Annotated in this window: 20 protein-coding genes; 13 read left to right on the top strand and 7 right to left on the bottom strand. The window is 59.0% G+C overall.

Translation table 11 applies throughout. The annotated features are described in order from the left end of the window. Nucleotides 1-14 precede the first annotated feature (14 nt). From QA648_RS28765 to QA648_RS28755, 3 genes are all read left to right on the top strand, one after another. The gene (locus tag QA648_RS28765; RefSeq protein WP_283052277.1) at nucleotides 15-1247 is read left to right on the top strand and encodes an ABC transporter substrate-binding protein; all 1233 of its coding nucleotides are present in this window, start codon (nucleotides 15-17) and stop codon (nucleotides 1245-1247) included. A 300-nt stretch (nucleotides 1248-1547) separates the two neighbouring features. After that, on the top strand, nucleotides 1548-2558 hold the full coding sequence (locus QA648_RS28760) for an ABC transporter substrate-binding protein (RefSeq protein ID WP_260304343.1): 1011 nt from the start codon (nucleotides 1548-1550) through the stop codon (nucleotides 2556-2558). 87 nt (nucleotides 2559-2645) lie between these two features. Beyond that, complete coding sequence (locus QA648_RS28755; protein WP_283052276.1) at nucleotides 2646-3530, top strand: GntR family transcriptional regulator; 885 nt, start codon at nucleotides 2646-2648, stop codon at nucleotides 3528-3530. On the opposite strand, the gene QA648_RS28750 is transcribed toward QA648_RS28755, so the two are convergent. Further along, nucleotides 3521-4594 carry a lactonase family protein gene (locus QA648_RS28750; protein ID WP_283052275.1) on the bottom strand — a complete coding sequence of 358 codons (1074 nt, stop codon included), beginning with the start codon at nucleotides 4592-4594 and terminating at the stop codon, nucleotides 3521-3523. The two genes, QA648_RS28755 and QA648_RS28750, sit on opposite strands and share 10 nt — an antisense overlap. Nucleotides 4595-4745: 151 nt before the next feature. On the opposite strand from QA648_RS28750, the gene QA648_RS28745 reads away from it, so the two are divergent. From QA648_RS28745 to QA648_RS28735, 3 genes are all read left to right on the top strand, one after another. Beyond that, complete coding sequence (locus QA648_RS28745; RefSeq protein WP_283052274.1) at nucleotides 4746-6098, top strand: MFS transporter; 1353 nt, start codon at nucleotides 4746-4748, stop codon at nucleotides 6096-6098. Between the two features lie 22 nt (nucleotides 6099-6120). Next, the gene (acnA, locus tag QA648_RS28740) at nucleotides 6121-8739 is read left to right on the top strand and encodes an aconitate hydratase AcnA (protein ID WP_283054296.1); all 2619 of its coding nucleotides are present in this window, start codon (nucleotides 6121-6123) and stop codon (nucleotides 8737-8739) included. 425 nt (nucleotides 8740-9164) lie between these two features. Further along, complete coding sequence (locus QA648_RS28735) at nucleotides 9165-11201, top strand: methyl-accepting chemotaxis protein (protein ID WP_283052273.1); 2037 nt, start codon at nucleotides 9165-9167, stop codon at nucleotides 11199-11201. Between the two features lie 89 nt (nucleotides 11202-11290). Here QA648_RS28735 and QA648_RS28730 read toward each other — a convergent pair whose 3' ends face one another. Genes QA648_RS28730 through QA648_RS28720 form a run of 3 tightly spaced genes read right to left on the bottom strand, consistent with a single transcriptional unit; the run spans nucleotide 11291 to nucleotide 14917 of the window. After that, nucleotides 11291-12448 (bottom strand): M20 aminoacylase family protein, encoded by a 1158-nt coding sequence (locus QA648_RS28730; protein ID WP_283052272.1) that lies wholly within the window; start codon nucleotides 12446-12448, stop codon nucleotides 11291-11293. A gap of 1 nt (nucleotide 12449) precedes the next feature. Then, nucleotides 12450-13691 carry a Zn-dependent hydrolase gene (locus QA648_RS28725; protein ID WP_283052271.1) on the bottom strand — a complete coding sequence of 414 codons (1242 nt, stop codon included), beginning with the start codon at nucleotides 13689-13691 and terminating at the stop codon, nucleotides 12450-12452. Continuing rightward, nucleotides 13691-14917 (bottom strand): diaminopropionate ammonia-lyase, encoded by a 1227-nt coding sequence (locus QA648_RS28720; RefSeq protein WP_283052270.1) that lies wholly within the window; start codon nucleotides 14915-14917, stop codon nucleotides 13691-13693. The genes QA648_RS28725 and QA648_RS28720 overlap by 1 nt, the downstream gene beginning before the upstream one ends. Before the next feature lie 164 nt (nucleotides 14918-15081). Between QA648_RS28720 and QA648_RS28715 the strand changes: the two genes are divergently transcribed. The 3 genes from QA648_RS28715 to QA648_RS28705 all read left to right on the top strand — a co-directional run bounded on the left by QA648_RS28715 (nucleotide 15082) and on the right by QA648_RS28705 (nucleotide 16931). After that, complete coding sequence (locus QA648_RS28715) at nucleotides 15082-15588, top strand: Lrp/AsnC family transcriptional regulator (protein WP_260304335.1); 507 nt, start codon at nucleotides 15082-15084, stop codon at nucleotides 15586-15588. A gap of 184 nt (nucleotides 15589-15772) precedes the next feature. Further along, the gene (locus QA648_RS28710; protein ID WP_104827384.1) at nucleotides 15773-16243 is read left to right on the top strand and encodes a hypothetical protein; all 471 of its coding nucleotides are present in this window, start codon (nucleotides 15773-15775) and stop codon (nucleotides 16241-16243) included. A 124-nt stretch (nucleotides 16244-16367) separates the two neighbouring features. Further along, nucleotides 16368-16931: a CYTH domain-containing protein gene (locus QA648_RS28705; protein ID WP_283052269.1), complete on the top strand. Its 564-nt coding sequence runs from the start codon at nucleotides 16368-16370 to the stop codon at nucleotides 16929-16931. Here QA648_RS28705 and QA648_RS28700 read toward each other — a convergent pair. Together QA648_RS28700 and QA648_RS28695 are read right to left on the bottom strand one after the other, a co-directional pair. Continuing rightward, the gene (locus QA648_RS28700; RefSeq protein ID WP_283052268.1) at nucleotides 16894-17841 is read right to left on the bottom strand and encodes a DUF2950 family protein; all 948 of its coding nucleotides are present in this window, start codon (nucleotides 17839-17841) and stop codon (nucleotides 16894-16896) included. The genes QA648_RS28705 and QA648_RS28700 overlap by 38 nt on opposite strands. Nucleotides 17842-17868: 27 nt before the next feature. Then, complete coding sequence (locus QA648_RS28695) at nucleotides 17869-19290, bottom strand: DUF3300 domain-containing protein (RefSeq protein ID WP_283052267.1); 1422 nt, start codon at nucleotides 19288-19290, stop codon at nucleotides 17869-17871. 782 nt (nucleotides 19291-20072) lie between these two features. Between QA648_RS28695 and QA648_RS28690 the strand changes: the two genes are divergently transcribed. The 4 genes from QA648_RS28690 to QA648_RS28675 all read left to right on the top strand — a co-directional run bounded on the left by QA648_RS28690 (nucleotide 20073) and on the right by QA648_RS28675 (nucleotide 25233). Continuing rightward, nucleotides 20073-21761, top strand: a complete 1689-nt coding sequence (locus QA648_RS28690; RefSeq protein ID WP_283052266.1) for a SulP family inorganic anion transporter — start codon at nucleotides 20073-20075, stop codon at nucleotides 21759-21761. 55 nt (nucleotides 21762-21816) lie between these two features. After that, nucleotides 21817-22650: a polyphosphate kinase 2 gene (ppk2, locus tag QA648_RS28685; protein ID WP_260304330.1), complete on the top strand. Its 834-nt coding sequence runs from the start codon at nucleotides 21817-21819 to the stop codon at nucleotides 22648-22650. 190 nt (nucleotides 22651-22840) lie between these two features. Next, nucleotides 22841-23833, top strand: coding sequence for an AI-2E family transporter (locus QA648_RS28680; protein WP_283052265.1), 993 nt, complete (start codon nucleotides 22841-22843; stop codon nucleotides 23831-23833). 185 nt (nucleotides 23834-24018) lie between these two features. After that, entirely contained in the window at nucleotides 24019-25233 is a 1215-nt protein-coding gene (locus QA648_RS28675; protein WP_283052264.1) for an alpha/beta hydrolase, read from the top strand. A gap of 98 nt (nucleotides 25234-25331) precedes the next feature. Here the strand turns inward: QA648_RS28675 and QA648_RS28670 are convergent, their stop codons facing one another. Further along, nucleotides 25332-25640, bottom strand: a complete 309-nt coding sequence (locus QA648_RS28670) for a hypothetical protein (protein WP_260305258.1) — start codon at nucleotides 25638-25640, stop codon at nucleotides 25332-25334. Nucleotides 25641-25695: the final 55 nt, after the last annotated feature.

Below are 25695 nucleotides of genomic sequence, written 5' to 3'. Positions count from 1 at the left end.
TGGGAGGAACTGATATGAGATTTGTCTCCAAGCTGAAGGGCTGCACAATGCAGTTGGCCGTGGCCGCGCTGCTCGTTGCGACCCACGCCAGCGCAGCCGAGACCACGCCGGGGGTAACCGACGACTCGGTGAAGATCGGCGTTACCGGCCCCCTGACCGGGCCGGTTGCTGTTGTCGGCGGCGTCGCGGAAGGCATACGCGCCCGCATCGAACAGGCCAACGCCGAAGGCGGCGTTAAGATGGGCGACGGAAAAACGCGCAAAATCGACCTGGTTATCGAAGACGACTCGCTTGATCCCCAGCGCACGCTGGCCAACGTCCGTAAAATGGTCGAACAGGAAAAGGTATTCGCCTTGGTGGGCACCGCCGCAACGCCAAATAACCTTGCGATCGGCCGCTACATCACCCAGAAGAAAATCCCGAATATCTTCATGTATTCGGGGGTGATTGCCTTGAATGCTCCGAAGTGGGAGGTCGGCTTCGTCCCGTCCTTCTCCACTGAGGCGGACTCGTTTGCCGAATATCTGAAGGCGCATAAGCCCGAAGCGAAGGTCGCCATTCTCTATCTAAACACCGAGACCGGCCAGACCTTCATGAAGGCGTTCGACCGTTCAATCGAGGGCTCCCACATCAAGGTATTGGACCGACAGCCTGTCACCTCCCAAGATCCAACCGTTGAAACTCAGCTCTCGACGCTGAAAGCGTCCGGTGCTGACACCCTCGTCATCATCGCAGCACCCCGCCAGGGCGGCGAGGCGATCCGCTTTCAATCCGAAAGCGGCTGGAAGCCTTTGACCCTGGTGACGAACCTTTCGTCGGCTTATCCGGTTCTCCAGTCGGTCGGACTGGACAATGCCAAGGGCATCATTACGTCGGACTACCTCAAGCCCATCATCAGCGACAAGCCGTCGGGCGACGAGGGCGTTGATCGTTATCTTTCCGCCATCTCCGCGGCCAAGGTAAACTTCAATTTCGCAAACACGATTGGTCAGACCGGCTACGCCATCGGCGATTCCCTGATCCAGGCGCTTGAGAAGCTCAAGAGCCCGACGCGCGAGGAACTGATGAAGGTCGTGCAGAATATGGACGGCTGGAAAAATCCCCTTCTCCTGAACGGCATTACCATGACCACCAAGGAAGGCAGCGACATTTTCCCGACCGAAGCGCTGCAGCTCTATCAGTTCGACGGCCAGAAGTACGTGCCGCTCGGCGACGTCATGCATTTTGAGGGCAAGACGAAGGAGTGATGCAGCAATGAGGACGCCGGACCGCTGTCGCTGGCGTTCTCAATCCCGATTCAGCTTGCGGGAAGCAGTTTCCAAAAAAAGAATAATATAATTATAAAATGCAATTGTGCATTCCTTCAAACGTGGCTAGTCTCTCATCGGAGGATGAAGGGCTGACCGTCGGCGCCGAGACCATTTGGGAGAGGTGGAGGCCTGCCGGCACCCTGAGGCCGAGGCTCGTTTGGTGTCCGTTTCTGTGTCGCGTCATCGGGCGCACAGACGGTCACTCAAGCGATTTATTGCACTAAGGAGGAGGAATTCATGCGTTCAGCAGGTCTCTATTTTTCGACCGCAGCTATCTGCGTGGCAATTGCGACGGGAGCCATGGGCACAACAGCCAAAGCTGCCGAGAAGATTTCAATCATGGTGGGTGGGTATGAAAAGCAGATCTACCTGCCCGCCAAGCTCACCGAAGCCCTCGGCTATTTCAAGGACGAAGGGCTCGATGTCGAACTGCTGAATGAGTCGGCTGGAGTTGATGCGGAAAATCAGCTACTTGCGGGCGCCGTTCAGGGTGTTATCGGCTCTTACGACCATTGCGTGGATTTGCAATCCAAGGGCAAGTTCGTCGAGTCGGTCGTCCAATTGCAGCAGGTTCCCGGCGAAGTAGAGCTAGTTTCGACGAAACATCCGGAAATCAAATCGCCTGCCGACTTCAAAGGAAAGGCACTCGGGGTAACCGGCCTCGGCTCATCCACCAATTTTCTGACGCTTTACATGGCATCGAAGGCTGGATTGAAGACAGGCGATGTGACGACTGTTCCGGTCGGTGCAGGCTCGACCTTCATCGCAGCCATGCAGCAGGACCAGATCCAGGCTGGAATGACCACCGAGCCGACCGTATCACGGCTGCTGAAGACAAACGAAGCCAAGGTGCTGGTGGACCTTCGCACCGTCGAATCGACACGAGCGGCGCTCGGCGGAGTTTATCCATTTGCTTCGCTGTACATGGAAAGTTCCTGGGTCGACTCGCACAAGGAGGAAGTCCAGAAATTGGTCAACGCCTTTGTAAAAACAATGCGATACATCGACACGCACTCTGCCGCGGAGATCGCTGATAAGATGCCGAAGGATTTCTATGTCGGCGACAAGGACGGCTATGTCAAAGCGCTTGAGGTAAGCAAGGGCATGTTCACACCTGACGGAATGATGCCCAAGGGAGGCCCGGAAACCGTCCTGACGGTTCTCTCGGAATTCTCCAAGAACGTCAAAGGCAAGCAGATCGATCTTTCGAAGACCTACACGACCGAATTCGTCAAGAACGCCAGGTAGGCAGGCTTGGTTCGGATATCGACGGGGCTGTCTTGATGTTTCATGCGGTGATAGAAAAACCGCAAGAGAAGCAATGAATCGGAAGCCATGGCGAGAAGCAGCCTCACATCGCAGATCAGCGGCAATATCATCGAGTTCGTGAAAGCGAACGGAATGCGCGAGGGCCAGCATCTGCCTCTTCAGATGCTGGCCGATGCATTCCGCGTCTCGCGCGCGCCGATCATGAGCGCGCTTCGGAGCCTGGAGGGCCGTGGCATCGTCCGTGCCGAGCCGAATCGAGGCTACTTTCTGGCGGTTGACGGCGAGAGCCTGGATGCCGGCAGGCCGGAGAGTCCCAAAGACAGCGATGGTGACGAAGCCATCTATTTCCGGATCGCCGAGGATCGCTTTTCCGGCAAGCTCGAGGAGCGCGTCAGCGAAAGCGAGATGATGCGCCATTACGATCTGCCGCGAAGCCGTTTGCTTAAGATCCTGCATCGGATTGCGGATGAGGGTTGGGTCGAGCGGCTGCCCGGCAACGGTTGGTCCTTCCGGCAAACCTTGACGTCTAGGCAGAGCTATCAGGATGGCTACACGTTCCGTGCCGTCATCGAGCAGCAGGCCATGCTGCTGCCAAGCTTCGAGCCAGATCCTGAAGGGTTCAGACGCGCGCGTCAGATCCAGACGGAACTTGGCCAGGGTGGGTATGAAACCTGGTCGCGCGCTGAGATTTTCAAGGCGAACAACGAGTTTCACGAGATGCTCGTCGCTTGCTCGCACAACGAATTCTTTCTCGATGCGATCAGGCGCATAAACCGCCTGCGCCGGCTGATCGAATATCATATCACGATCGACAGAAGCCGGCTGCCGAGACAGACGACCGAGCATCTGCATATCCTCGACCTGATCGAAGACGGTCGCCGCAACGAGGCGGCGGCATTCCTTTATACCCACATCATGGGTGCGAGCCGCATCAAGACGCCTCAGGTCTGATCTAGATCCTTGAGAAGGATGCAGACCGGGCTACCGACGGTAAGGACGCTCGACGGCGGCGACAGTGTGCCGGAGCTTTTGTCGAGGCCGATGGCGACCACCGTATCGGTGTCCTCGTTAGCGGCAAGTAGGACATCGCCTTCGCAAAGAAGCGTGAAAAAGCGTGGCGTCTTTCCGGCCGTCGTCCATGAGCCGACGGATGTCATGCGCCCATCCTCTCCAATCGCAAAACCCGCAATCGTGTCGCTGCCGCGATTGGACGCATAGACGAAGCGGCCATCGGCAGAAACCGCAATCTCGGCGCCGCGGCTGTTGCCGGTGAAGCAGTCAGCAAGCGACGAAAGGATCTGGAATGGTGCGATGCCTCCCGTCGCCGGATCGAAGCGATACGCGGCCACGCTGCAGTCCAGCTCGTTGATGACGTAGGCGAGGCGGCCTTCGGGGTGAAAGGCAATATGGCGTGGGCCGGCGCCTTCGCGGGTCTCGCAGGATGCCACCTTGATCAACGTGCCGGAGGCGCGGTCCAGACGATAGACGAATATCGCATCCAGGCCCTTATCCGGCACCACGATCCATTTTCCCGACGGGTCGAACTGGACCTGATGGGGCTTGGCGAAGGGTTGCTCGACGCGGTGAGGCCCAAGCTTTCCTTCGATCACGGTCAGGCTCTCGACCGGGCCAAGCCGTCCGTCATCCAGGCGCCGGAGCACGGCGAGCGAGGAGGTCACATGGTTCGCGACGATCCGAAACTGGTTCGAGTGGTCGAACGAGAGATGGACGGGGTTGCGGCCCTCGGTCGATTGCTCGTTCAGGAAGGACAGGTGGCCAGAAGATGGGTCGATGGAGAAAGCGCTCACGCGGTCGGAATCGCCGTGAACGGTGTAGAGGAAACGGCCTGTCCGATCGAAGGCGAAGAAGGAGGGGTTTTCCATCTCCACCAATTGCCGATGCTCCCAGCTCAGATCCTGCCCGAGCCGGTAGACGTTCAGACCGTTGCCACGCGCGTTGCGGGCCTTCGTCGTGCGTGCACCGATATAGGCGATCCTCACCTTTTCCCCGTCCATACCAGAAATCCTCGCGCGAATTGATGTGCTTACCATCAATATCGCTATTTACACTTCACGGCAATTGCATTTTATAATCATATTGTGTAAATAAGCTCGCATGTGCTCGGACATGCCCGGGTATCACCATCACTGCTTCTGGGAGGTAGCAATGACCGATGCTGCGACAAGCGGACTAGAAAAGGCCACGATGCGAAAGGTCTTCTGGAGGATCGTCCCCTATACGTTTCTGCTCTACATCATCTCGTATCTGGATCGCGCGAACCTCGGTTACGCGGCACTGCAGATGAACAAGGATCTGGCGCTGTCTGCCGAAGCCTTCGGCTTTGCCGGCGGTATCTTCTTCATCGGCTATTTCCTCTTCGAAGTGCCGAGCAACATCGCCTTGCAGAGATACGGATCGCGTATCTGGATTTCACGCATTCTGCTGACCTGGGGTGCGGTCGCGGTGCTGACCGGCTTCGCTCAAAGCGCCATGCAGCTTTATATCCTGCGCTTTCTTCTGGGCGTTGCCGAAGCCGGCTTCTTCCCAGGCATTATCATCTATCTGACCTACTGGTTCCGCTCGAAAGAGCAGGCGACGACTGTGGCATTCTTCACCGCCGCCATTCCCGTTTCCTATCTTATGGGCGCGCCGCTTAGCACCTGGATCATGGACAATGTCAGCGGCTTCGGTCTTTCTGGTTGGCGATGGATGCTGATCCTTGAAGGCGTCCCTGCAGTTGCCGCCGGCATCTTCAACTATTTCTACATGACGGACCGCCCCGAAAAGGCGAAATGGCTGACCGAGGAGGAGCGGGACTGGCTGACGAAAGCGCTTACCGCCGATCATGCCAATCGCAAGAACGTCAAACATCTTGGTCTCTGGCAGGCGATCTCGAACCCGAAAGTGCTGTTCCTGTCCGCCATCTATTTCATCTATCAGGTCGGCAATCTCGGTATTGGCCTGTGGATGCCACAGATCATCCAGAGCTTCGGTGGCAATCTCAGCCATTTCCAGATCGGCCTCGTCGCCATGGTCCCCTATGCCGTCGCTACCATCGCCATGGTGTTGTGGTCGCGGAGCTCGGATCGCACCGGCGAGCGCCAGAAGCATACGGCGGCCCCGCTGCTGATTGCAGGCATCGCATTGGCGGCGACGGGGCTAACCCACGATCCCTATATTGCTATCGCGCTGATCTCCGTGGCGCTCGCCGGAATCTATGCCTTCAAGTCGCCGTTCTGGTCGCTGCCCGGCCTGTTCCTGACCCGATCGACCGCCGCGGTCTCGATTGCCGCCATCAATTCCATCGGCAATCTCGGCGGCTTCGTCGGCCCATACGCAATGGGTGCAGCCAAGACATGGACAGGCAGCGCCCTCGGCGGGCTCATGTTCCTCGCGGCACTTCTGTTGCTGTCCTTCCTGATGACCTGGTTCATGCGTGTCTCCAATGCGGAGACCGCAGAGGGCGTGGGGCCGTCTGGGCAATTCAATATCGCGCGGGCCAGATCGCCCAAATCGTGAAGCAGGGTTTCAGAGCATGAGCATGACGACGGTCGGCAAATTCGCCGTAGATGGCGTCCGGTACGATATCATTGACCTGCCGAAGGAGGCCGGTCCGAAGCTCGAGCGGATGCCCTATATCCATCGCATCCTGCTGGAAAACGTGCTCCGGACAGGGGGAGATGACGCCGCGCGCGCCAAATCGGCGATCATTGCCTGGCTCGATGAGGGCAGGAGCGAGGTGGAAATCCCGTTCTTGCCGAACCGTGTCCTCATGCATGACACGACCTGCGGGCCGGCACTGGTGGATATTGCGGGCATGCGGTCCGCATTGGCGGAGGCCGGCGGTAATCCGGCCCTGCTCAATCCCGTGGTGCCAGTCGATGTCTCGACCGATCATTCGGTTGCCGTCGATGCGTTCGGAAGCTCGGCTTCGCTCGAGCGCAACATGCAGCGCGAATATGAGCGCAATGCCGAGCGCTATAGCTTCATGAAATGGGCGACCAACACCCTCACCGGCTTCCGGGTCCATCCGCCCGGCACCGGTATCATGCACACCCTCAATCTGGAGCGGCTCGCAACGGTCGTGACCCACCAGCAGAAAGACGGCAGGCGCTGGGCCATGCCGGATACCTTAATCGGAACGGACAGTCATACTCCGATGATCAATGGTATCGGCGTGCTTGCCTGGGGTGTCGGCGGCCTGGAGGCCGAAAGCGTCTTCTTCGGCATGCCGGTGACGCTCCGTGTGCCGGATGTCGTCGGCGTACGCCTGATCGGCGGCCTGCGGGAGGGCGTGCTTGCGACCGATCTCGCGCTGGTCGTCACCCATCTGCTGCGTCAGATCGACCTTCAGGACAAGTTCGTCGAGTTCTATGGGCCGGGCGTGTCGACGTTGACGGCGGGCGACCGCACAGTCGTTGCAAACATGACGCCGGAATTCGGCGGCAATAGCGGCTATTTTCCGATCGACGGCCATACGATTCAATATCTGAGGGCGACCGGACGCAGTGAGGATCACGCCGATTTCGTCGAGCACTATGCCAAGCGCGTGGGGCTCTGGTTCGATCCATCCTCGGAGCCTCGATATACATCCACCCTTGAAATCGATCTCTCCAGCGTCGAACCGAGCCTTGCGGGTCCCCGGCGTCCGCAGGATCGCATTCCCGTCAGCGAAACGGCGCCGGCCATTGCCGGCATGAAGAAGCCGTCGGCCGATGTCGAAGGGCAGCCGAACAGCGGCGCCGTCGCGATTGCCGCGATCACGAGCTGCACCAACACCTCCGATCCGCGCCTGCTCGCCGCCGCCGGGCTCCTTGCGCGCAAGGCGCGCGCCTACGGACTGCGTCCGCCTCATTGGGTGAAGACATCGCTGGCGCCGGGATCCCCGACCGCCGAGCGCTATCTTCAGCGAGCCGGCCTGCTTGAAGATCTCGAAGCCGTGGGTTTCGGGATCGTCGGCTACGGCTGCACGACATGTATCGGCAATTCCGGTCCCCTGACAGAGCCCATCGCAAAGGCCATGGCAGAGCGCGATATTCTGCCCGTAGCTGTGCTTTCCGGAAACAGGAATTTCCCCGGCCGCGTGCATCCTCAGCTCGAAGCAGGCTTCCTCGCTTCCCCACCGATGGTCGTCGCCTTTGCGCTGGCCGGCACCGTCGAGCTCAATATACTGACGGATCCGATCGGCTACTCCCGTGAAGGGACACCGGTGACGCTTTCGATGGTGTGGCCAAAGGCGTCCGAGATCGATGCGGCCGTGGCGCAGGCCTCTGACATCGGTGACTTCGCCCCCGCCTACGAGAAGGCCGAGGCCAGCAAGGCATGGCGAGACCTCGATGCGCCGACCACGATTATCTTTCCCTGGGATGAGAAATCGACCTACATCCGCCGGCCGCCTTTTGCGAGCTTCGGCAAGGGCACGTTGCTGGGTAACTATCAGGCCCATCCTATTCTGGTCGTCGGCGACGACATAACGACCGACCATATCTCCCCCGCCGGCGCTGTTGAGGCGAAGAGCGACGCGGGGCGCTATCTCATCGAGAGGGGAGAGAACCCGGCGGACCTCAACGTGTTCTCGTCGCGTCGCGGCAATTGGCAAGCCATGATCCGCGGCCTGTTCACGAACAAGACGGTCAGCAACTTGATCGGAGCGGATATTCCGCCCGGATCGACCATTCATGCCCCTTCGGGTGAGATCTTGTCTCTCTGGGCCGCCGCGCAGCGCTATGCTGCGGAAGATCGATCGGTCGTGGTCGTTGCGGGCGAGCGATACGGTATGGGATCGTCGCGCGATTGGGCTGCGAAGGGTGTTTCACTGCTGGGGGTAAGGGCGGTTCTCGCCTTGAGCTTCGAGCGTATCCATAGATGGAACCTGATTGGAATGGGCATCCTGCCGCTTCGATTGCCGGAGGCTTTTGGCCCTGCCGAGCTGGCGTTTGCGGCGGAAGATCTGGTGGAGATCTCTGCCGATCCAACGCGCCTTGAGCCACGTTGCGAGGTCGGCGTTGTCGTGAAGCGATCGACAGGACAAAAAATAAGCCTCTCGGCAACCGCCGCGATCGAGACCAACGCTGAGGTCGATATTCTCCGGTCAGGGGGCATTCTCCCTCTTATTCTGCGCAATGCGATGCAGACCGGAGCAATGTCGCGATTGCTCTAATAAGCGTTCATTCGGGAAACAGGCCGAAACCGGGCTGAGAGAGAAGTTATCTCAGTTTGCGGCTAATGCGGCAGTTTGAGCTTGGGCTACCATGCAGTTCGCGTGGATGAGAGCCAACGTCACTGGGACAACGAAAAGCAGGTGGCTGGGAGCTTTCCAAGCCTCCGCGGTCTTTTCGCATTATCCATTTCATGTCCCTGTTATCCCATTTGCGCAGCTAAGCTTTAAGTTGCATCAAATGCAAAACTTTTTATTAATCGTTACAGAACGTTAGTTGGACAGGGCCGACGAAATCCCACCTTCGAAGGAAAGGTAGTCTCGAAAGCCGGACGCCTATACCGCGGTCGAATGAAGTCGATCACGCTTTCTAAAATTCAGCAGGGGATATGACGTTTTCCTGTTTCTACTATGGAGGAACTGGAACAATGACGACGAGTATCTTTTCGCGAATTAGCACCAAACTGACTATGCTTTCCGGCGTCGGCATTTTCTTGGTCGCGGTCATGCTGGTCACGGCTTGGCAAAGTGGCCAACTCGTTAAAGAACGCGCCGCTTATCAAAGGGATCAGTTGATCATTTCGCGGGATCTGGTTGACGCAAAGGCATCGTTGCGTGGAATGCAAGTCGATGTGCGCGATTTGCGCCTTGCGACCTCGACGGATGAAGCTGCCAGCGCCGTCGAACATATCGGCACCCACAAGGCGTCCCTCGTGAAATATTTGGATGACGCGCTTGGCGGGTTGCGGCTGCAGGTCAACAGAGATCGGATTGCGGCAATCAAGGCAGCGGTCGATACTTTGTTTTCAACGACCAATGAAATGGCAAAGGTCATCGCGGCCGAACTACAGGTCAAAACGACCGACCCCGCGCTTGAGGCTAAGGAAAGGGAAGTTCAGGCTAAGCTGCTGTCAATAGCGACCGAGGGGTCTAACCTTCTCGACGAAGGGGTGGACTCGGCGAAGACGATGGCGACACGGGCCGAGGAGGATGCAACCGAAACGGCAGCCTTAGCTCTACGCCTCAATCTCGGCATCGGGGCGCTGGCTGTTGTTGTGCTGATCGGCGCTGTCATGTTCGGTGCTCGGGTGATCGCAAGGCCGATTGGCCAGATTACCGAAAGCATGAGCGTTCTTGCCGAGGGCAATCTTGATACGAATGTCCCCTTCGCCGCCCGGCACGACGAAATTGGTGAGATGGCCCGTGCCGTCGAGGTATTCAAGCAGAATGGCATCAAGGTGCGGGAGATGAACGCCCAGGAGGCGGCGCTCCAGGCGAAAAGCGCCGACCTGCAATCGAGCATCGGCGAAGTCGTATCGGCGGCGGTGGCCGGTGACTTCACGCAGCGCATCACCAAAGACTACGACAACGCCGACCTCAACCGCTTCGCGGCGCAGGTCAACGAACTGGTCGCCTCCGTTGATCGTGGTGTTGCCGAGACCCGCCGCGTCATCGCGGCGCTTGCCGACGGGGATATCCGGGAGAACATGCGCGGAGAGTTCCAGGGCGCTTTCGGAGAGCTTCAGTCCAACGTCAACGCGACCATGGACAACCTTCGCTCCGTACTCGGCGAGGTTCGTGCCGCCATCGATACGATCAATGGCGGTGCCGGCGAAATGCGCCTGGCGTCGGGGGATCTTTCCAAGCGCACCGAGCAGCAGGCCGCCGCGCTGGAGGAAACCTCCTCGGCTCTGGAAGAAATCACCGTCGCCGTGAAAAGCTCGACCGAACGCGCAGTTGAGGCCAGTCATATGGTGGACGAGGCGCGCAGGAGCACCGAGCAGTCAAGCGCTGTCGTCAAGCAAGCAGTCTCTGCGATGGGACGGATTGAGCAGGCCTCGGGCGAGATCAGCCAGATCATCAACGTCATCGACGAGATCGCTTTCCAGACGAATCTCCTAGCACTCAACGCCGGTGTTGAAGCCGCGCGTGCCGGCGAGGCCGGCAAGGGTTTTGCCGTCGTCGCCCAGGAAGTGCGGGAACTGGCACAACGCTCGGCCAATGCGGCAAAGGACATTAAGGGGCTGATCAACCGCTCCGGCGATGAGGTCACCTCGGGTGTCAAATTGGTGACAGCTACGGGGGATGCCCTTGGCCTGATCCAGGGGCATGTCGCCAAGATCAACGAGCATGTGCACTCGATCGCCACGGCCGCGAAGGAACAATCGACGGGCCTTCATGAGGTCAGCACCGCCGTCAACGCGATGGATCAGGTGACACAGCAGAACGCCGCCATGGTGGAGGAATCGACCGCCGCCACCGGCCGCCTCGCCGAGGAGGCTGCCAGCCTTGCCCGGCTGATCGCTCGCTTCAAGCTCGACATGGGTCAAGCGGCGCCACGCGCCGTCACCGCCGAAAGCCGACCGGTGCCTTCGCCGGCGCGCGCACTCAAGCAGAAGCTGACAGGTGCCTTTCGTGGACAAGCCACGGCGGCAGCAGCCGTTGCTGGGTGGGAGGAGTTTTGACGGAAGCGTCAGCGGCTGCCCGCAAGTAGCGGTCAGCCCTCCGAACTGGCTGGGATGAATGAGTGGGCCGCGAGGCCCACTTTTCTATATCAAGACAGGGAAAGCCTGCGACGGACGATCGCGGTGTGGAAGTTCGTCCCATGGATCAGACCGTCGTCGCAGAAGTCGTAGCGAGGATTGTGCAGCGGTGCAGAATCCCCGTTGCCGAGGAAGACGAACACGCCGGGCGCATGCTTCAAAAAGTGCGCGAAGTCCTCGCTTCCCGTCATCGGCTCCGGTGCCACGCGAACGTTTTTCTCCGGGAGAAAACTGTGAGCGGCGGCGAAAGTCTCCTCGACCAGATCGGGATCGTTGAGGAGCGGAACGAATTCCCGGGTATAGGTCACTTCGGCCGAGACGTTATAGGCGAGAGCGGTTCCCTGCGCGATTATGCGCATCTGCTTCTCGATTTCGGCGCTGACCTCCGAACGGAAGCTTCGTGCGTCACCCAGGATCCTGGCCTCTCCCGGCAGCGCGTTTCGGGTTCCGTCGGTGATGAGTTCGGTGACGGAAACCACGGAGGTATCCGTAGGGCTGAGGCGGCGCGAGACGATCGTCTGCAGGTTCGTGACGATGGCGCAGGCCGCGACGAGAACCTCGTTACCCCAGTGGGGACGCGCGGCATGGCCGCCGATCCCGGTTAGCTTGATCTCGAAATTGTCCTCGGCCGACATGATTGCGCCGGGCCGGGTTTCGAACGTGCCGACGGGCAGGCCTGGCATATTATGAATGCCGTAGATCTCTTCGAAGGGGAAGCGCTCCATCAATCCGTCTCCGAGCATGGCGAGTGCGCCGCGGCCCCATTCCTCGGCGGGCTGAAAGATGAAGCGGACGGTTCCGTCGAAGCCACCGTCCTCGGCGAGCAGCTTGGCGGCTCCTCGAAGCATGGTGGTGTGGCCGTCATGGCCGCAAGCGTGCATGATTCCCGGGTTCGACGACCTGTAGGGAAGATCGCCCTGTTCGGGAATTCGCAGCGCGTCCATATCGGCACGCAGCGCGACCGAGCGGTTGCCGGATCCGCGCTTCAGCGTGCCCACGACACCCGTTCCTCCGACGCCTTCCGCCACATCATCGAGGCCGAACTCGCGCAGCTTGGCTGCAATGAAGGCCGAAGTGCGCTTCTCCTCGAATCCGAACTCGGGGTGGGCGTGCAGGTCGCGTCGCCACGCCGTCATTTCTTTCTTCAATGCATCGATGTCGATAGCCATTTCAGAGTCCTCCGCCCGCAATTTGCTTTACAACGTCGAGAAGCATGTTGGCTCCAGCGACAAGATCCTCGTCCGGTGTCTTTTCCTTGGGATTATGGCTGATGCCGCCAAGGCTCGGCACGAAGATCATGGCCGAGGGAGCAATCCGGGCGATCATTTGCGCGTCATGGCCTGCGCCCGAGGTCATGCGGCGGACCGTGTGTCCGCGCTCGGTTGCTGCTTTCTCGATCAGCTCGACGATCTTGCCGTCGAACGTCACCGGCTGAAAGCGGGCGAGGCGCTCGACCTCGACAGACACGCCTTCCTCCTTCGCCACCTGCGCAAGGTAGGCTTCAAGGGCTGCTTCCTCTTGCTTGAGCCGATCCTCGTCCGGATCGCGAAGATCCACCGTGAATGTCGCGCGGGACGGGATGACGTTGATCGCATTCGGCTCGAAGCTCATGCAGCCGACCGTCGCTACCATCGGAGTGTTCGAATTCTTGGCCCGCTCGCGCAGGAACGTGATGACCAGCGCGGCGGCATGTCCGGCATCGCGGCGCATGGAGATAGGCGTCGTTCCCGCGTGGTTCGCGTCGCCGCTGATGGTCACCCGCTGCCAGGAAATGCCCTGCAGGTTCTCGACGGCTCCGATCTGGATGCCTTCGCGCTCGAGAACCGGACCTTGTTCGATATGCAGCTCGATATAGGCATGCGGCCGGATGAAGCCTGGTTCATGCTCTCCGTCGTAGCCGATGCGCCGCAGCTCCTCGCCAAGCTTCGTGCCGTCTGTTCCGACCGTTGCAAGAGCCGTGTCGACATCGAGGCCGCCCGCATAGACAAGCGACCCCATCATGTCGGGGGCGTAGCGAACGCCTTCCTCGTTGGTGAAAGCGGCGACCACGATCGGGCGCGACGGCTGGAAGCCCGCCGCGATAAGCGTTTCGATCACCTCGAGACCCGATAGAACGCCATAACATCCGTCATAGATGCCCGCGTTGATGACGGTATCGATGTGCGATCCGAGCATGAGCGGTGGCTCGTCGGAAACGGCAGTGGGCTTCCAGATACCGAATATGTTGCCGATGCGGTCGATGGCGACGTCCAATCCAGCCTGCTCGATCCACGAGACGAACTTGTCGCGTCCAAGCTTTTCTGTATCCGAAGCTGCGAGACGGACTAGCCGGCCGTCACCGCCACGACCGATGTCGCCGAGTTCCATGATTCGGTCGAGCAGCCGTTCGGAGTTGACGGAAATCTCGCTCATCAGGCCACCTTTTCCTTTCTTGCGCTTTGGCCGGCGTTCTTCGCTGCAATGTCTGCCGGCGTTGCGCCGACAAACTTCTCGTAGAGAACGGGATCGGTCGCGCCCTCGGTGTTGATGAGGAAGACGCGGGACTGCGCATCAAGGCCGATCTTCGCCCGCAGTTCCTTGTCGGCAGCAAGCTTCAAAAGGCCGGCGAGGCCAACGCCGCCGCTCTCGCCGGCAACGACCGCCGGGTCTGATCCCCTAGGGTTTGCAAAAAGCTTCATCGCATCGATCGCGTCGGGGTCGTCAACCGTCATAAATGCATCCGCAGCATGCGACAGGATCCGCCATGCCACCAGCGACGGCTCGTAGCACTCCAGCATCGCCATCACGGTGGCTTCGCCATGATCGACCTTGACCAAATGTCCGGCGCGGGCTGTCTCGAAGATGCAGGCTGCGCGGGAGGGATCGACGACGACGAAGAAGGGGCGATTGTCGCCAAAAAGGACGGAGAAGTGGCCAGCAACCGTAGCGGCGATGCCGCCCACGCCTGCCTGCACAAAAGCATGGGTCGGCGGCTCCGGCATATGGCGGAGCGCCTCGGTCAGCAGCGCGGTGTAGCCCTGCATGACGAAGCCTGGAATGCGCTCGTAGCCGGGCCATGACGTGTCGGAGACTGTGATCCAGTTGTTTTCCTCCGCCACGCGGGCGGCTTCCCGGACGGAGTCATCATAGTTGCCGTCGACGCGGACCATGTCTGCGCCGAAACGGGCGATTGCGTCGATGCGCTCCTTGCTGACGCCCGAATGAACGAAGATCGAGCATTTGGCGCCAACGAGCTGCGCGCCCATGGCGACGGAACGCCCATGGTTGCCGTCCGTCGCGCAGGCGACCGTCATTTTCGATGCGATGGATCTCACATCGTCGCTGTGAAGCTCCGCCACACCGACTTCGCGGCCGAGACGCTGCGAAGCTTCCTCCAGTACAAGCTTAATCACGGCATAGGAACCGCCGAGTGCTTTGAAGCTGCCGAGGCCGAGGCGATGGCCTTCATCCTTTACCAGGATCGAACCGATCCCAATCTCGTGTGCAAGGTCCGGCAGCGAGACCAGAGGAGTTGGCTTGTAGTCTTCGCGATGATGCAGGAAGTGCTCGACCGTCTTGGCGGCTTCGACCCCCAGAATCTCGGCGTCGACGGTTTCGAGCGGCTTGCGATAGTCGGCGTGTTTGTTCAGGAGCAGCATCGGGACGTCCTTTCGAAATTAATCCTGACCTGATAATTACTTCATTGCCGGCGAGAAATGCGCTGTATTTTAATGCCTGCTATGAAACATTCGCTCGTTTAGTCGGTCGATTTGGCCTAATTTCGAGCCGATTGGAAAATGTACTCCTCGCAAAGGAAATACGGATGACTGACAAGCATTCTGCAGAAGCCGTGGAGCTCGACCGTTTCGACCTCGCCATCCTGCAGATTCTTCAGAAGGACAACAAAACGCCGCAGCGCTCGATCGCAGAGGCAATCGGCCTATCGGCTCCGGCCGTGCAGCGCCGCATCAAGCGTATGGAGGAGATGGGCACGATCGTTGCCAATGTCGCTGTCGTCGAGCCGTCGCATGTGCGCCACGAGATTACAGTCTTCGTCGAGGTGGAGATGCACAACGAGTTCGCCGCCACGCATGACGCAACGAGGAAATCCTTCGCGGAAGCCCCGGAAGTTCAGCAGTGCTACTATGTGACAGGCGAGGTGGATTTCATTCTTCTCGTGATCGTCAGGACGATGGCCGATTACGACGCCCTGACGAGGCGGTTGTTCTTCGCCAACAAGAACGTGAAGCGGTTTCGCAGCTTTGTCACCATGGACAGGGTGAAGGTCGGATTGAACATTGCTCTGGATCCCAAACGCGACCGGAGCTAGCGGATGCGCCTCTCGGCATTTCGCAGGCTAGGGCAAGCCGCGTTGATCTTCAGTTGGTGTGCAGCAACGGGCGCTATGAAACGCGTCGAGGTAGCCTACCGTAATTTACCAACAATCCTGCGTATCTTACTACGAGGCTTGGTTCGCCTGTCCTATGATCCTTCGAACAGCGGAGGGTCACGTCATGACTGGTGAGGAAAAATCTGAATCCCATCCTTCGATGATCAGTGCGGAAGAATTACGCAAGCGCGCGCTTGAGCTGCAACTCGTGGAGATGCAGCGCGACGAGAAGATCAGAGCGCGTGAGGCCGAAAAACATGCCGAGTTCGTCGAGAGCTTCTTTCAGAAACATGTCAGCGAGAAGGAGCGGGAGGTCATTCGCCGCGTGGTGATGAAGGCCGTCGCCGACGGGAAGGTCGAAGCATTGATCTACAGCTTCCCTTCCGACTTCTGCACCGATAGCGGTCGCGCCATCAACAGCAACCGCTCCGATTGGCCTTCGACTCTCCAGGGAAAAGCCAAGGAACTCTACGACCTCTTCAATGAAGTTGCTCGTCCTCAGGGCTACGGCCTCACCGCCGCAGTCATCAATTTTCCGGGCGGCGTGCCTGGCGACATCGGCTTTTTCCTGAATTGGGAGGCGCCGGTCGTCTGATCCCCTATAGAATTGGCGACCGACATGTCCGGCTCCAGCAGTGGTTGGAGCGCAGCAGCGACGGCTGAATTTACCGACGAAGTTCCAGGCGCAACGCCGAGAATATCGGCAATGGGGGCGGCGCATGAGGACAAGAGAGATCGAGCGAAGGTTTCTTGTCCGAAACGATGATTGGCGACGCAAAGCTGTGGCTGCAGGTGAATTGCGCCAGGGCTATCTTCTGTGCGATGCCCACAAGTCGCTTCGTATACGCCTGGTGGATGGCCGGGCGGCTTTCCTGACCGTGAAGTTCAAACGGCAGGGTATCGTCCGCGATGAGTTCGAATATGCCATTCCGCTCCTGGAAGCGGAAGAATTGCTTGAACGCGCAATCGGCGCCGTGATTGAGAAATCTCGCTATAGGGTTCCCGCCGGCAAATTCACCTGGGAAATCGACGTCTTCCACGGCGCGCATTCCGGCCTGACGATTGCCGAGATCGAGTTGTTCAGCGAGACGGATCGGCCGGTGCTGCCGCGCTGGCTGGGACCCGAGATCACAGGGGACGCCCGATATTCCAACCGGACCCTGGCGACAATGATTTTGGATCGGTCGGCACAGCTTCGCCTCTTCGGCGCCAAGAGTGCCATGATCACAGACGAGGTTTCAGACTCTATTCGCCGGCTATCGTCCAATTATGGTCCGGATTGAACTCTTTGATGGACGCGGCAATCTCTGCCGTATTCTCGCCGAGGTCGCGTTCGTAGATCACGCTCTGGTCGCTAATCATGAATGTCTGCACGCCCGTTTCACGATACTTTACTGGCCAGGCGATGAGCGCAAAGCCGTCGGTCATGTTGCCGTTGACGATGTAGCTATGCCGGCCACCGAAGACGTTCGGGCCTTGGCCGGTCAGGATACGATAGCGGTAGCCGAAATAGCCTTCGCCCTTCAGCGCCTTTCCGAATGCCGCATTTTCGATCAAAGCGCTGGCCGGGCTTGCGTCCTCGTCCGTCTCGGCCACCCAGTAAAGGCCGTTCTTCCGTCCCTGGTCGCTGATCAGCACCTGGGCGTATTCGTAGACGCCGTCACCATCCCTGTCTTCGCTGGCGTAAATGCGCTGGGCCATGACATAATCATGCATCGTCTGGATGGTCTGCAACTCGTTTTCGCCGATGCGCCGATTGAGGATTTCTTCCAGACCCGCTTTCGTGTCGAATGCCCATTTGCCATCCTCGCGTTTCACCAGAGGAAACGGCAGCGGCCAGAGCTTGTCTCCGATCGCGATGATCTTGCGGTCCCAGATGTCCTGCACGGCCACTTGCCTGGCCGCGCCTTCCTTGATGAGGCCGAGGGCGGCCATGGCTTCTTCGCTCGCCTTCAGCTTGGCGGCATCGAGCCCCAGCAACTTTGCCAGACCGTCGACATCGTTGGACGTCAGCACCGTCTTGAGGCGATCGATAGCCTCCGACGACTGATCGAATTCAGCCGACTTCTCATGTGAGGCAAAACCCGCGAGCCTTTGCCGGTCCTGCGCCTCGCCGACTTGCCAGCTTGATAAGGAAACGACCGAGGCCACAAACATCAATATGGGCAACTGCATTCTGCGCGTCGTTCTCATCGCCTGCCTCCCCAAAAAATATCGCGTCTATCTCCGGCCTCTACCGCCGCCGCCTCTGCCGCCACCGCCTCTGCCGCCACCATGCGGCATTGGACGTCCACCGCCGCGATGCATTGATCTGGGAGGCGGTCGGTGTGCCGCTCCCATGCTTTGACGGCCACGTTGGGACGCCATCATCTCCCGACGGCCGGACGAGACGTTGCCAAGGGCCGAAGGCTGGCGTCCCCTGTTGTCGGGTCTTGAAGCCAGCTTCTGCTGGCCCGAGCGAGCTGCGGCTGCCTTCGTACCTCGATTTGCGCCCGTCGCCGCCTTTGGAGACCGGGGCTCGGCCCGCGCGACATTCGCGGGCCGGTTGGCACCTTGGGCAGTCCGGGCGGTCGGCTTCTGTTTCAATCCTTGCGCCGTATCTCTGCGGACATCGGCCGCACGATTGACTCGATCAGCCGCAGAACCGCTGCGTTCCCGATTGAGGTTCTCCGCCCGGCTGCGCAAATCGTTGCCACCTTCGGACCGGAGATTGTTTCCAATGGCGGACCGATCCATCTTCGCGAGCTGGTCCTTGCCGATGCTTAGTTTGCTGCGATCGACATTCTTCCAATCGACATCATTCCATTTGACCTTGCCGTTGAAATTGCGGTTGTTGAAGCAATTGTTGCAGTCGATATCGACGTCACCGCGCCAATTGCCGCCCCATACGCCCCAATCGTTCCAGTTGACGGCCGCAGCCCACGCTACGCCCGTAATCGCGGCTGCGAAAAAGGTTGCTCCCGGGTAGTAGTAGCTGGGATAGGAGTCCGAGTAGTAGCCAATCGGTTCGGAAGCGTAGCCGGGCTCATAGAGCATTTCCGGCGCATACTGGGGAACGTAGATCTTCTCCGGATTGGTTGGCTGGATAATGACATTGTCGTTTTCGGTAACGACGGTAATCTTGTCATCGCTCTTGATGATCTTTTTTGCGACCGCTTCGTCGCGCAGCTGCTGGATGGCGATCAGAACATCCTTTTGCTGGTTCGTCAGGGCATTTCCGAACGCCTGGGTCCACTCCAGATCATCACTCATCATCTTGACGACTTCCGGATAGTTCAGCAGCGAAATGACGCTGCCGTCCCAGTCGCTCTTGGGCTTTAGATCCGCATTCTTTTTCTTCGCCTCCAGGAAGCGTTGGGCTTCGACGATCTGAAGCGGGAAAAGCGATGCTGCCGAGATGGCCGCGACAAGCTCGTCCGGATAGAGAGCGATGCGTGCGACGAGCACTTCCAGCTCGTCATCGGAAAGTAGCGCGGGCGCATTTTCTGCTGCTTGCGCCGGTGGGGCGCTGCTCGCGGATGTTTGTGAGTAGGCGGGAAATTGTGCCTGAATCGCTAGAAGCGACACCGCTGACAATCCAAAGACGAGCTCTCGAAGTTTCATCCCCATAGCGATCTCTCCCCATAGCGATCTGCGGGACATGCCGCTTTTCTGATACTGCTTTTCGCTCTGAAGCTCCGTCCCGATCAGCGCTGCAGGCCGTATCGAGAGGAGCGGGCTTTCCCCCAAAATAAGGCCCCTTGCAGAGCCCAACTGCCTGCAACTGCTTGCATCGCGCTCGACGCCGCTTCCATCGGTCCGACGTTCGGTCGCAACCATAATATTGCAGTCGATTACATTAGGTATGTATAATACAAGAAGTTACGCAGCACGGGTCAGCCGGGCATCGAGGGTTGCACGTCGCGCAGTGCGGACAGCACCGCACTGGACGAGATTGAGCAGTCGGAAGAGCGACATTCCTTTTAGAGAACAATGGCGAAGGCGCCGGCCGGATTGGTTGTTGAGTCACATTGCGTCAATAACGGTAGGTATGAGCTTACTTTCGCTCCGGCAATGGCTGCTGCGCAGGCCCGCGCTCACGTGCGAGCGTGCTGCCGCAGCTATATCTCATCGAGCAAAGTGCGGCTCGTTATTTCTGAACGGCACCTCTTTCGAACCGGCGGCGCGAATTTGCTTTTCCAGTAGCGGCATCAATTCTTCGATCGCCTCGGACGGATGGCGTTCGTATCGGCTTCGATGCGGCACGCGGATGTTACGCGATGCTACACGCGCTGTGACGGCAGCCGCGTTAAAATCCTGTCTGTTTATCAAGAAGAGGACGTTGGCCGAGCTATGCCTTCGCCAAGCATCGATCAAGCGTTTGGACGCATATGAGGCGGGCTCAGCTTTTTCGATTGGCGTCCTTTGTGGGCGGGAGTTGTAAGATGGCCGTCAGTTTTCATCTGCCCATATTGCGAGGCTTGGGCGGCTTTCAATCCGATTGGCTGCGCAGCGACATCCCCGCCGGCCTGTCGATCGCCGCGGTCGGCTTGCCCAGCGCCATTGCCTATCCCGCCATTGCCGGGCTCCCGCCTGAAACTGGAATTTATGCCAGCATTGTAGCCCCGATTGCCTACGCGCTCTTCGGGCCGTCGCGATTATTGGTGGTCGGGCCTGACGCTGCGACGATGACGGTGCTTGCCGCTGCTATGGGCGTGGTGGTCTCTTCCATGCCCGCAGGCGCTCCGGTGGATCGAGTGGCGATTGCCGCTGCCCTCGCTTTGGGCGTTGGGTGCTTCTGCTTTGCTGCGCGGTTATTGCGCCTTGGTGTTTTGGCGAGCTTTCTCTCTCGGCCGATCCTCGTTGGTTTCTTCGCCGGCGTGTCGCTGTCCATCCTTGTCGGCCAGATCAATCGATTCACGGGCGTGCGCATCGAATCGGACGGTCTGCTGGCGCCGATTGCCGAGATACTTCGCAAAAGCGCATCCATCCATTGGCCCTCGCTGTTGTTCGGGCTCGCGATGTTCTGCCTGCTGTGGATCGTCAAAGCGACGCAATCCCGTATTCCAGGGCCTGTGCTCGTCGTTGTGATATCCTGTCTCCTGTCCGCCATCTTCGATTTTCAGGGGAGAGGAATCGCCGTGATCGGCGACATTCCTCGCGGGCTTCCGTCGATCAGCTTTCCGTCAATTTTACAAATGCCGCTTGATAAGATCGCCCTGGGATCGGCTGCGGTTTTCCTCGTCAGTTTCGGCGCAGGCATTGTGGCTGCCCGGAGTTTCGGAGCGCGCACGGGCGAAGAGGTCGATGCCAATCAGGAATTGATCGGCCTGGGCGCTGCAAACATCGCTCCTGGCTTGTTTGGGTCTTTCCCGATCAGCGTTTCGGACTCGAGAACGGCAATCAATCTTTCGGTGGGCGGCCGCTCGCAGGCTGCCGGTCTGGTGTCCGCGGCGACGCTGATTGCGGCTCTTGTCTTCCTGCACAGCGCATTGCGCATTCTGCCAATCCCTGCTCTTGCGGCCATCCTCGCGACCGCTGCGATCGGTCTTATCGACGTTCATGAGCTGAAGAGGATCTGGCAGATCAGCAGAATGGAGTTCGTCTTCGCGCTGATCGCCATGTGGGGCGCCATCAGTTTCGGTGTCTTGAATGGCGTCGTCGTCGCCATCGTTGCGACGCTGATCTATCTCCTGCGCAAGACGATGTTTCCCCATGACGCGCTTCTCGGGCGCATCCCCGGCCGGGATGGCTTTTACGATATGCGGCGGTTTCCCGATGCCACGGGGATCCAGGGCACGGCGATATGCCGGATCCAGGGCAGCGTCTTGTTCTACAATGCGGATTACGTTCGCACGCGATTGCGTGACATCGCCAGGAATCTCACGCCGGACACGCGGCATTTCGTGCTCGATGCCGGCGCAATAGTCCATCTCGACAGCACGGGCGCTGCTGCGCTCGACGCGGTTCAAGCGGCCTTGCAGGAGCAGGGCGTCGTCTTCTGCGTGGCGGAGTTGAACGCCGAGGCCAAGGCGCTGCTGCAACGCGCGGGTGTTGTCGACCGCATCGGTGTGACGAGTTTCTTTGATGACAAAGAGGATGCCATCCGGTCGTTCCGCCTTCAGGAAGTGTGACGCAGGCAAGAGCGGGACTGAGCATCACAGATATCGCAACTCAGGGAGGGAAGTCATGAACAAGATGTATGATCCCAATCGCGAAGGGGAAGCGGATAGCGGTGGAAAGAAGAAAAAGCGCACCAAGGATTATGAGAAGGAAATCGCGAAACTGCAGGTCGAACTGGCGCATCTGCAGGCTTGGGTCAAAAATTCTGGCGCTCGCATCGTGATCATCTTCGAGGGTCGCGATGCCGCCGGCAAGGGCGGCACGATCAAGCGCCTCACGGAGCGCGTCAGTCCGCGGGTGTTTCGCGTGGTTGCCCTGCCGGCACCCAATGACCGTGAAAAATCACAGATCTATATGCAGCGCTACATTGCTCATCTCCCGGCCGCGGGCGAAGTCGTCATCTTCGATCGTAGCTGGTATAACCGCCCTGGCGTCGATCGTGTCATGGGTTTCTCCACGGAAAAGAAGGCCCGTCGTTTCCTTGAACTCGCTCCGCGTTTCGAGGCTGCCATCGTCGAAAGCGGCGTAATTCTGCTGAAGTATTTCCTGACCGTTAGCGAACATGAGCAGGAGCGTCGCTTCAGGAGGCGGATCGACGATCCGGTGCGGCAATGGAAGCTAAGTCCGATGGACTTGGAATCCTACCGCCGCTGGTGGGACTACACACGGGCCTATGACGAAATGATCAGAATGACGGATACGCAGCATGCGCCCTGGTGGATCGTGCCTTCGGACGACAAGAAGAAGGCGCGCATCAATTGCATCTCGCATATTCTGAAATCGATCCCCTATGAACGGGTGAAGTTCGAGAAACCTGAACTGGGCAAACGGCAGAAGCGGCCTTCGGACTATGTCGAGGACGACGGCGTCCGCCATATCGTGCCGGACCTTGTCTGGTAAGCTGTAGAATCCGCCGGGGCTTTGTGCCATGCAATCGATCTCAGCACCGCCCGTACAGGAAGTTGCGGCAGACACCGGCAGCGTCCGGTCGAGCTCGAATTCCGCTGACGCGCGCATAAGCGAGTTTATCCGAGTCGGTGTCGTCGGTCTTTTTGCCTATTGGTCCTTTACGATCGTCGCTCCCTTCATCTTGATCTTCGCCTGGGCGGCGATCCTGGCGGTGGCCCTTTTTCCTCTCTTTGAACTGTTAAGGAGATTGCTTGGCCGCCGCGGCATTGCCGCGGCAGTCCTGATCGTCGTCGCGTGCCTCGCGATCGTGATCGCGCCCCTTGCGGCCATCTTGTTCAGCTTCGCCGACGGTACGCGCGCGCTTCTGACCGGCCTGAAAGAAGGGACTGTTGTCTTGCCTTCGGCGCCTCAGAGCATAAGGGCCTGGCCATATGTCGGGGAGCGCGCCTTTGAGATTTGGAACTACGCCATCGCCAACTTTACGGTGATGCTAAAGCAGTTCCAGGAGCCGATAAAGGCAGCTGCAGGCGTCATTCTGGAGAGAACGGCGGCTCTTGGAGGCGGCGTGCTCAGTTTCATTGCATCCGTGTTGCTGTGCGGCTGCTTCCTGGTTGCAAGACAGCAACTGGTGATGTCGGTGAACCTTGTCGTTGCTCGGATCGCCGGCAACAGAGGAACCGATTTCGTTCGTCTGGCAAGTATGACTGTCCGCAATGTTTCCCGTGGTATCATCGGCATCGCATTGCTGCAAACGCTGCTCTGCGGGCTTATCTTTTTTCTCTTCGACGTTCCGGCAAAAGGCGCTCTGACCTTCGTAGTCTTCGTATTCTGCATCATCCAGATCGGACCAGGTATCGTGCTGCTGCCCCTGGTCATTTGGGCCTGGTTCACCTGGCCATTCCCGGATGCTTTGCTGTTCACGCTTCTCGCAGTGCCGGTCACCGTTCTCGACAATATTTTAAAGCCGATTTTGATCTCGCGCGGTCTATCCACGCCGATGCCCCTGATCTTGCTTGGCGTTATTGGAGGAGCTTTGGCGCACGGTTTGGTAGGCTTGTTTCTCGGCCCGGTGGTTCTTGGCGTTTTCTATGATCTGTTCGTGGCCTGGACGAGCCCCACCCTTCCTGCCGGTGACAATTCTCCCGAAACCTCGCAAGAGGTGGCTGTTTCCTGACCGTAAGCTGAGCCTTCCTGCCGCCAAGTTGCCCACCCGTATCATACGGGCGAAGGAAGGCACCATCGCGTAAGTTACTACCAATGCCAGAGCTGCCGCCTATGATCCGATGGCCGCTTCGGAGCGATGGTCCGAACGGAGGCTGCCGGCGTGCGATCAGGTGCACCGTTCGATTGGAAAAATGCATGCTTAGAAGGTCTCTGGTTGTTCTGCTTTCAGTCCTTTCGGGATGCGGTCATCCGAGCGGCGTAATGGCGCCGGTGACGCTTTCGGCATCGGCACCGCCTACTGCGAAGGTGGACATGCTCGTCGCAACTACCCGCCAGCCCTCCGGCGATCCGGCCACGCTGTTCAATGGCGAGCGCAGTCCGAAGCCCTATTTGACGGAGGTAGCGGTCTCGATCCCGCCCAAACGCCAGCCTGGCACCGTGCAGTGGCCGCATCGGCTGCCGCCCAATCCAGCAACCGACTTCGCCGTCATCCGCGTGAAGCAATTGGAGACGGTCGCGGAGGGTCGAGCATGGTTCCGTCAGCACGTCGTCGGCGGACACGCGCTCGTTTTCATTCATGGCTTCAACAACAAATACGAGGATTCCGTCTTCCGGCTGGCCCAGATCGTCCATGACAGCGGAATGCAAGCGACGCCGGTCCTCTTCACATGGCCCTCCAGGGCTCAACTCATCGCCTATCAATATGACAAGGAAAGCACCAATTATTCACGAACCGCGCTTGAGCAGGCGCTTCACACGCTCGCTGCGGATCCGGATGTAAAGGACATCACCATTCTCGCCCACTCGATGGGAACGTGGCTCGCCATGGAGTCCCTCCGGCAGATGGGCATCCGCGATGGCCATGTGAACCCTAAGATCCACAATGTTATTCTCGCATCGCCGGATATCGACATCCAAGTCTTCGCCAAACAGTATGTGGAGATGGGGGCGCCGAGGCCGAAGTTCACCATCTTCGTGTCTCAGGACGATAAAGCGCTCGCGGTGTCGAGCTTTATCACGGGAAGGGTCTCCCGCTTGGGTGCGATCAACCCGACGGAAGAGCCCTATCGAACGAAACTCGAAAAGGCGGGAATTACGGCAATCGACCTGACAAAGGTCAAATCCGATGACGCACTGAACCACGGCAAGTTCGCGGAAAGTCCGGAAATAGTCCAGCTCATCGGCAAAAGGCTGATGACCGGTCAGCCGCTTACGGATTCGAACGTAACGCTCGGGCAGGGCATCACGGCTGTCGTCGGCGGTACGGTATCGAATATCGGCACGGTTGCCGCCGCGGCTGTTGCTGCTCCTGCTACCATAGTCGAGCAGCCGTTGCGGCCAAGGAGGAAGCAGCCGGCTCCCGAAGGTACGCTCCAAGGTGATCTCCAACCGCAGCAGCTAGTGAAATAACCCGCCGCCCGATGCCGTTGGCTGAATGCCCGCTGCGGAGCAATTCTCATGATTTCCGAACCAATTCATGGGCTGCATCGGTTCAATCTGGTGATGCGCTAAGACTTGGGGCGCCCTGGCTGCGGCCGTAAGATCACAAGTTTCGAATTGCGAATTGCATCGCGAATTTCACCGGAAAGAGCATCGACGAGTCCGGCGTATTCCTGGCGCCGCGCTTCCCGGACATTGTCGGGGAGATCGTCCACCCGCGTCAGCGTTTCGACGGCGGCTGCAAGGTCCTCGCACATGCTGCGAAAAGTTTCGTCTACGCTAAAGAGCTGTTGTACCCGCGCGACCTCATGAGGAAAGCGCACCTCGACAATTTGGAGCGCGGACAAATGCGTTGAACTATTTTTTCCCGATATCATCCCCGCCCCGCTCGTCATGATCACGTCAAGCAGATTGAGACATTATATTGCCACT

This window comes from Rhizobium sp. CB3171 (assembly GCF_029714265.1).
Classification (GTDB): Bacteria; Pseudomonadota; Alphaproteobacteria; order Rhizobiales; family Rhizobiaceae; genus Rhizobium.
Note: the sequence above shows the minus strand (reverse complement) of the source record. Positions and strands in the feature narration are given on the sequence as shown.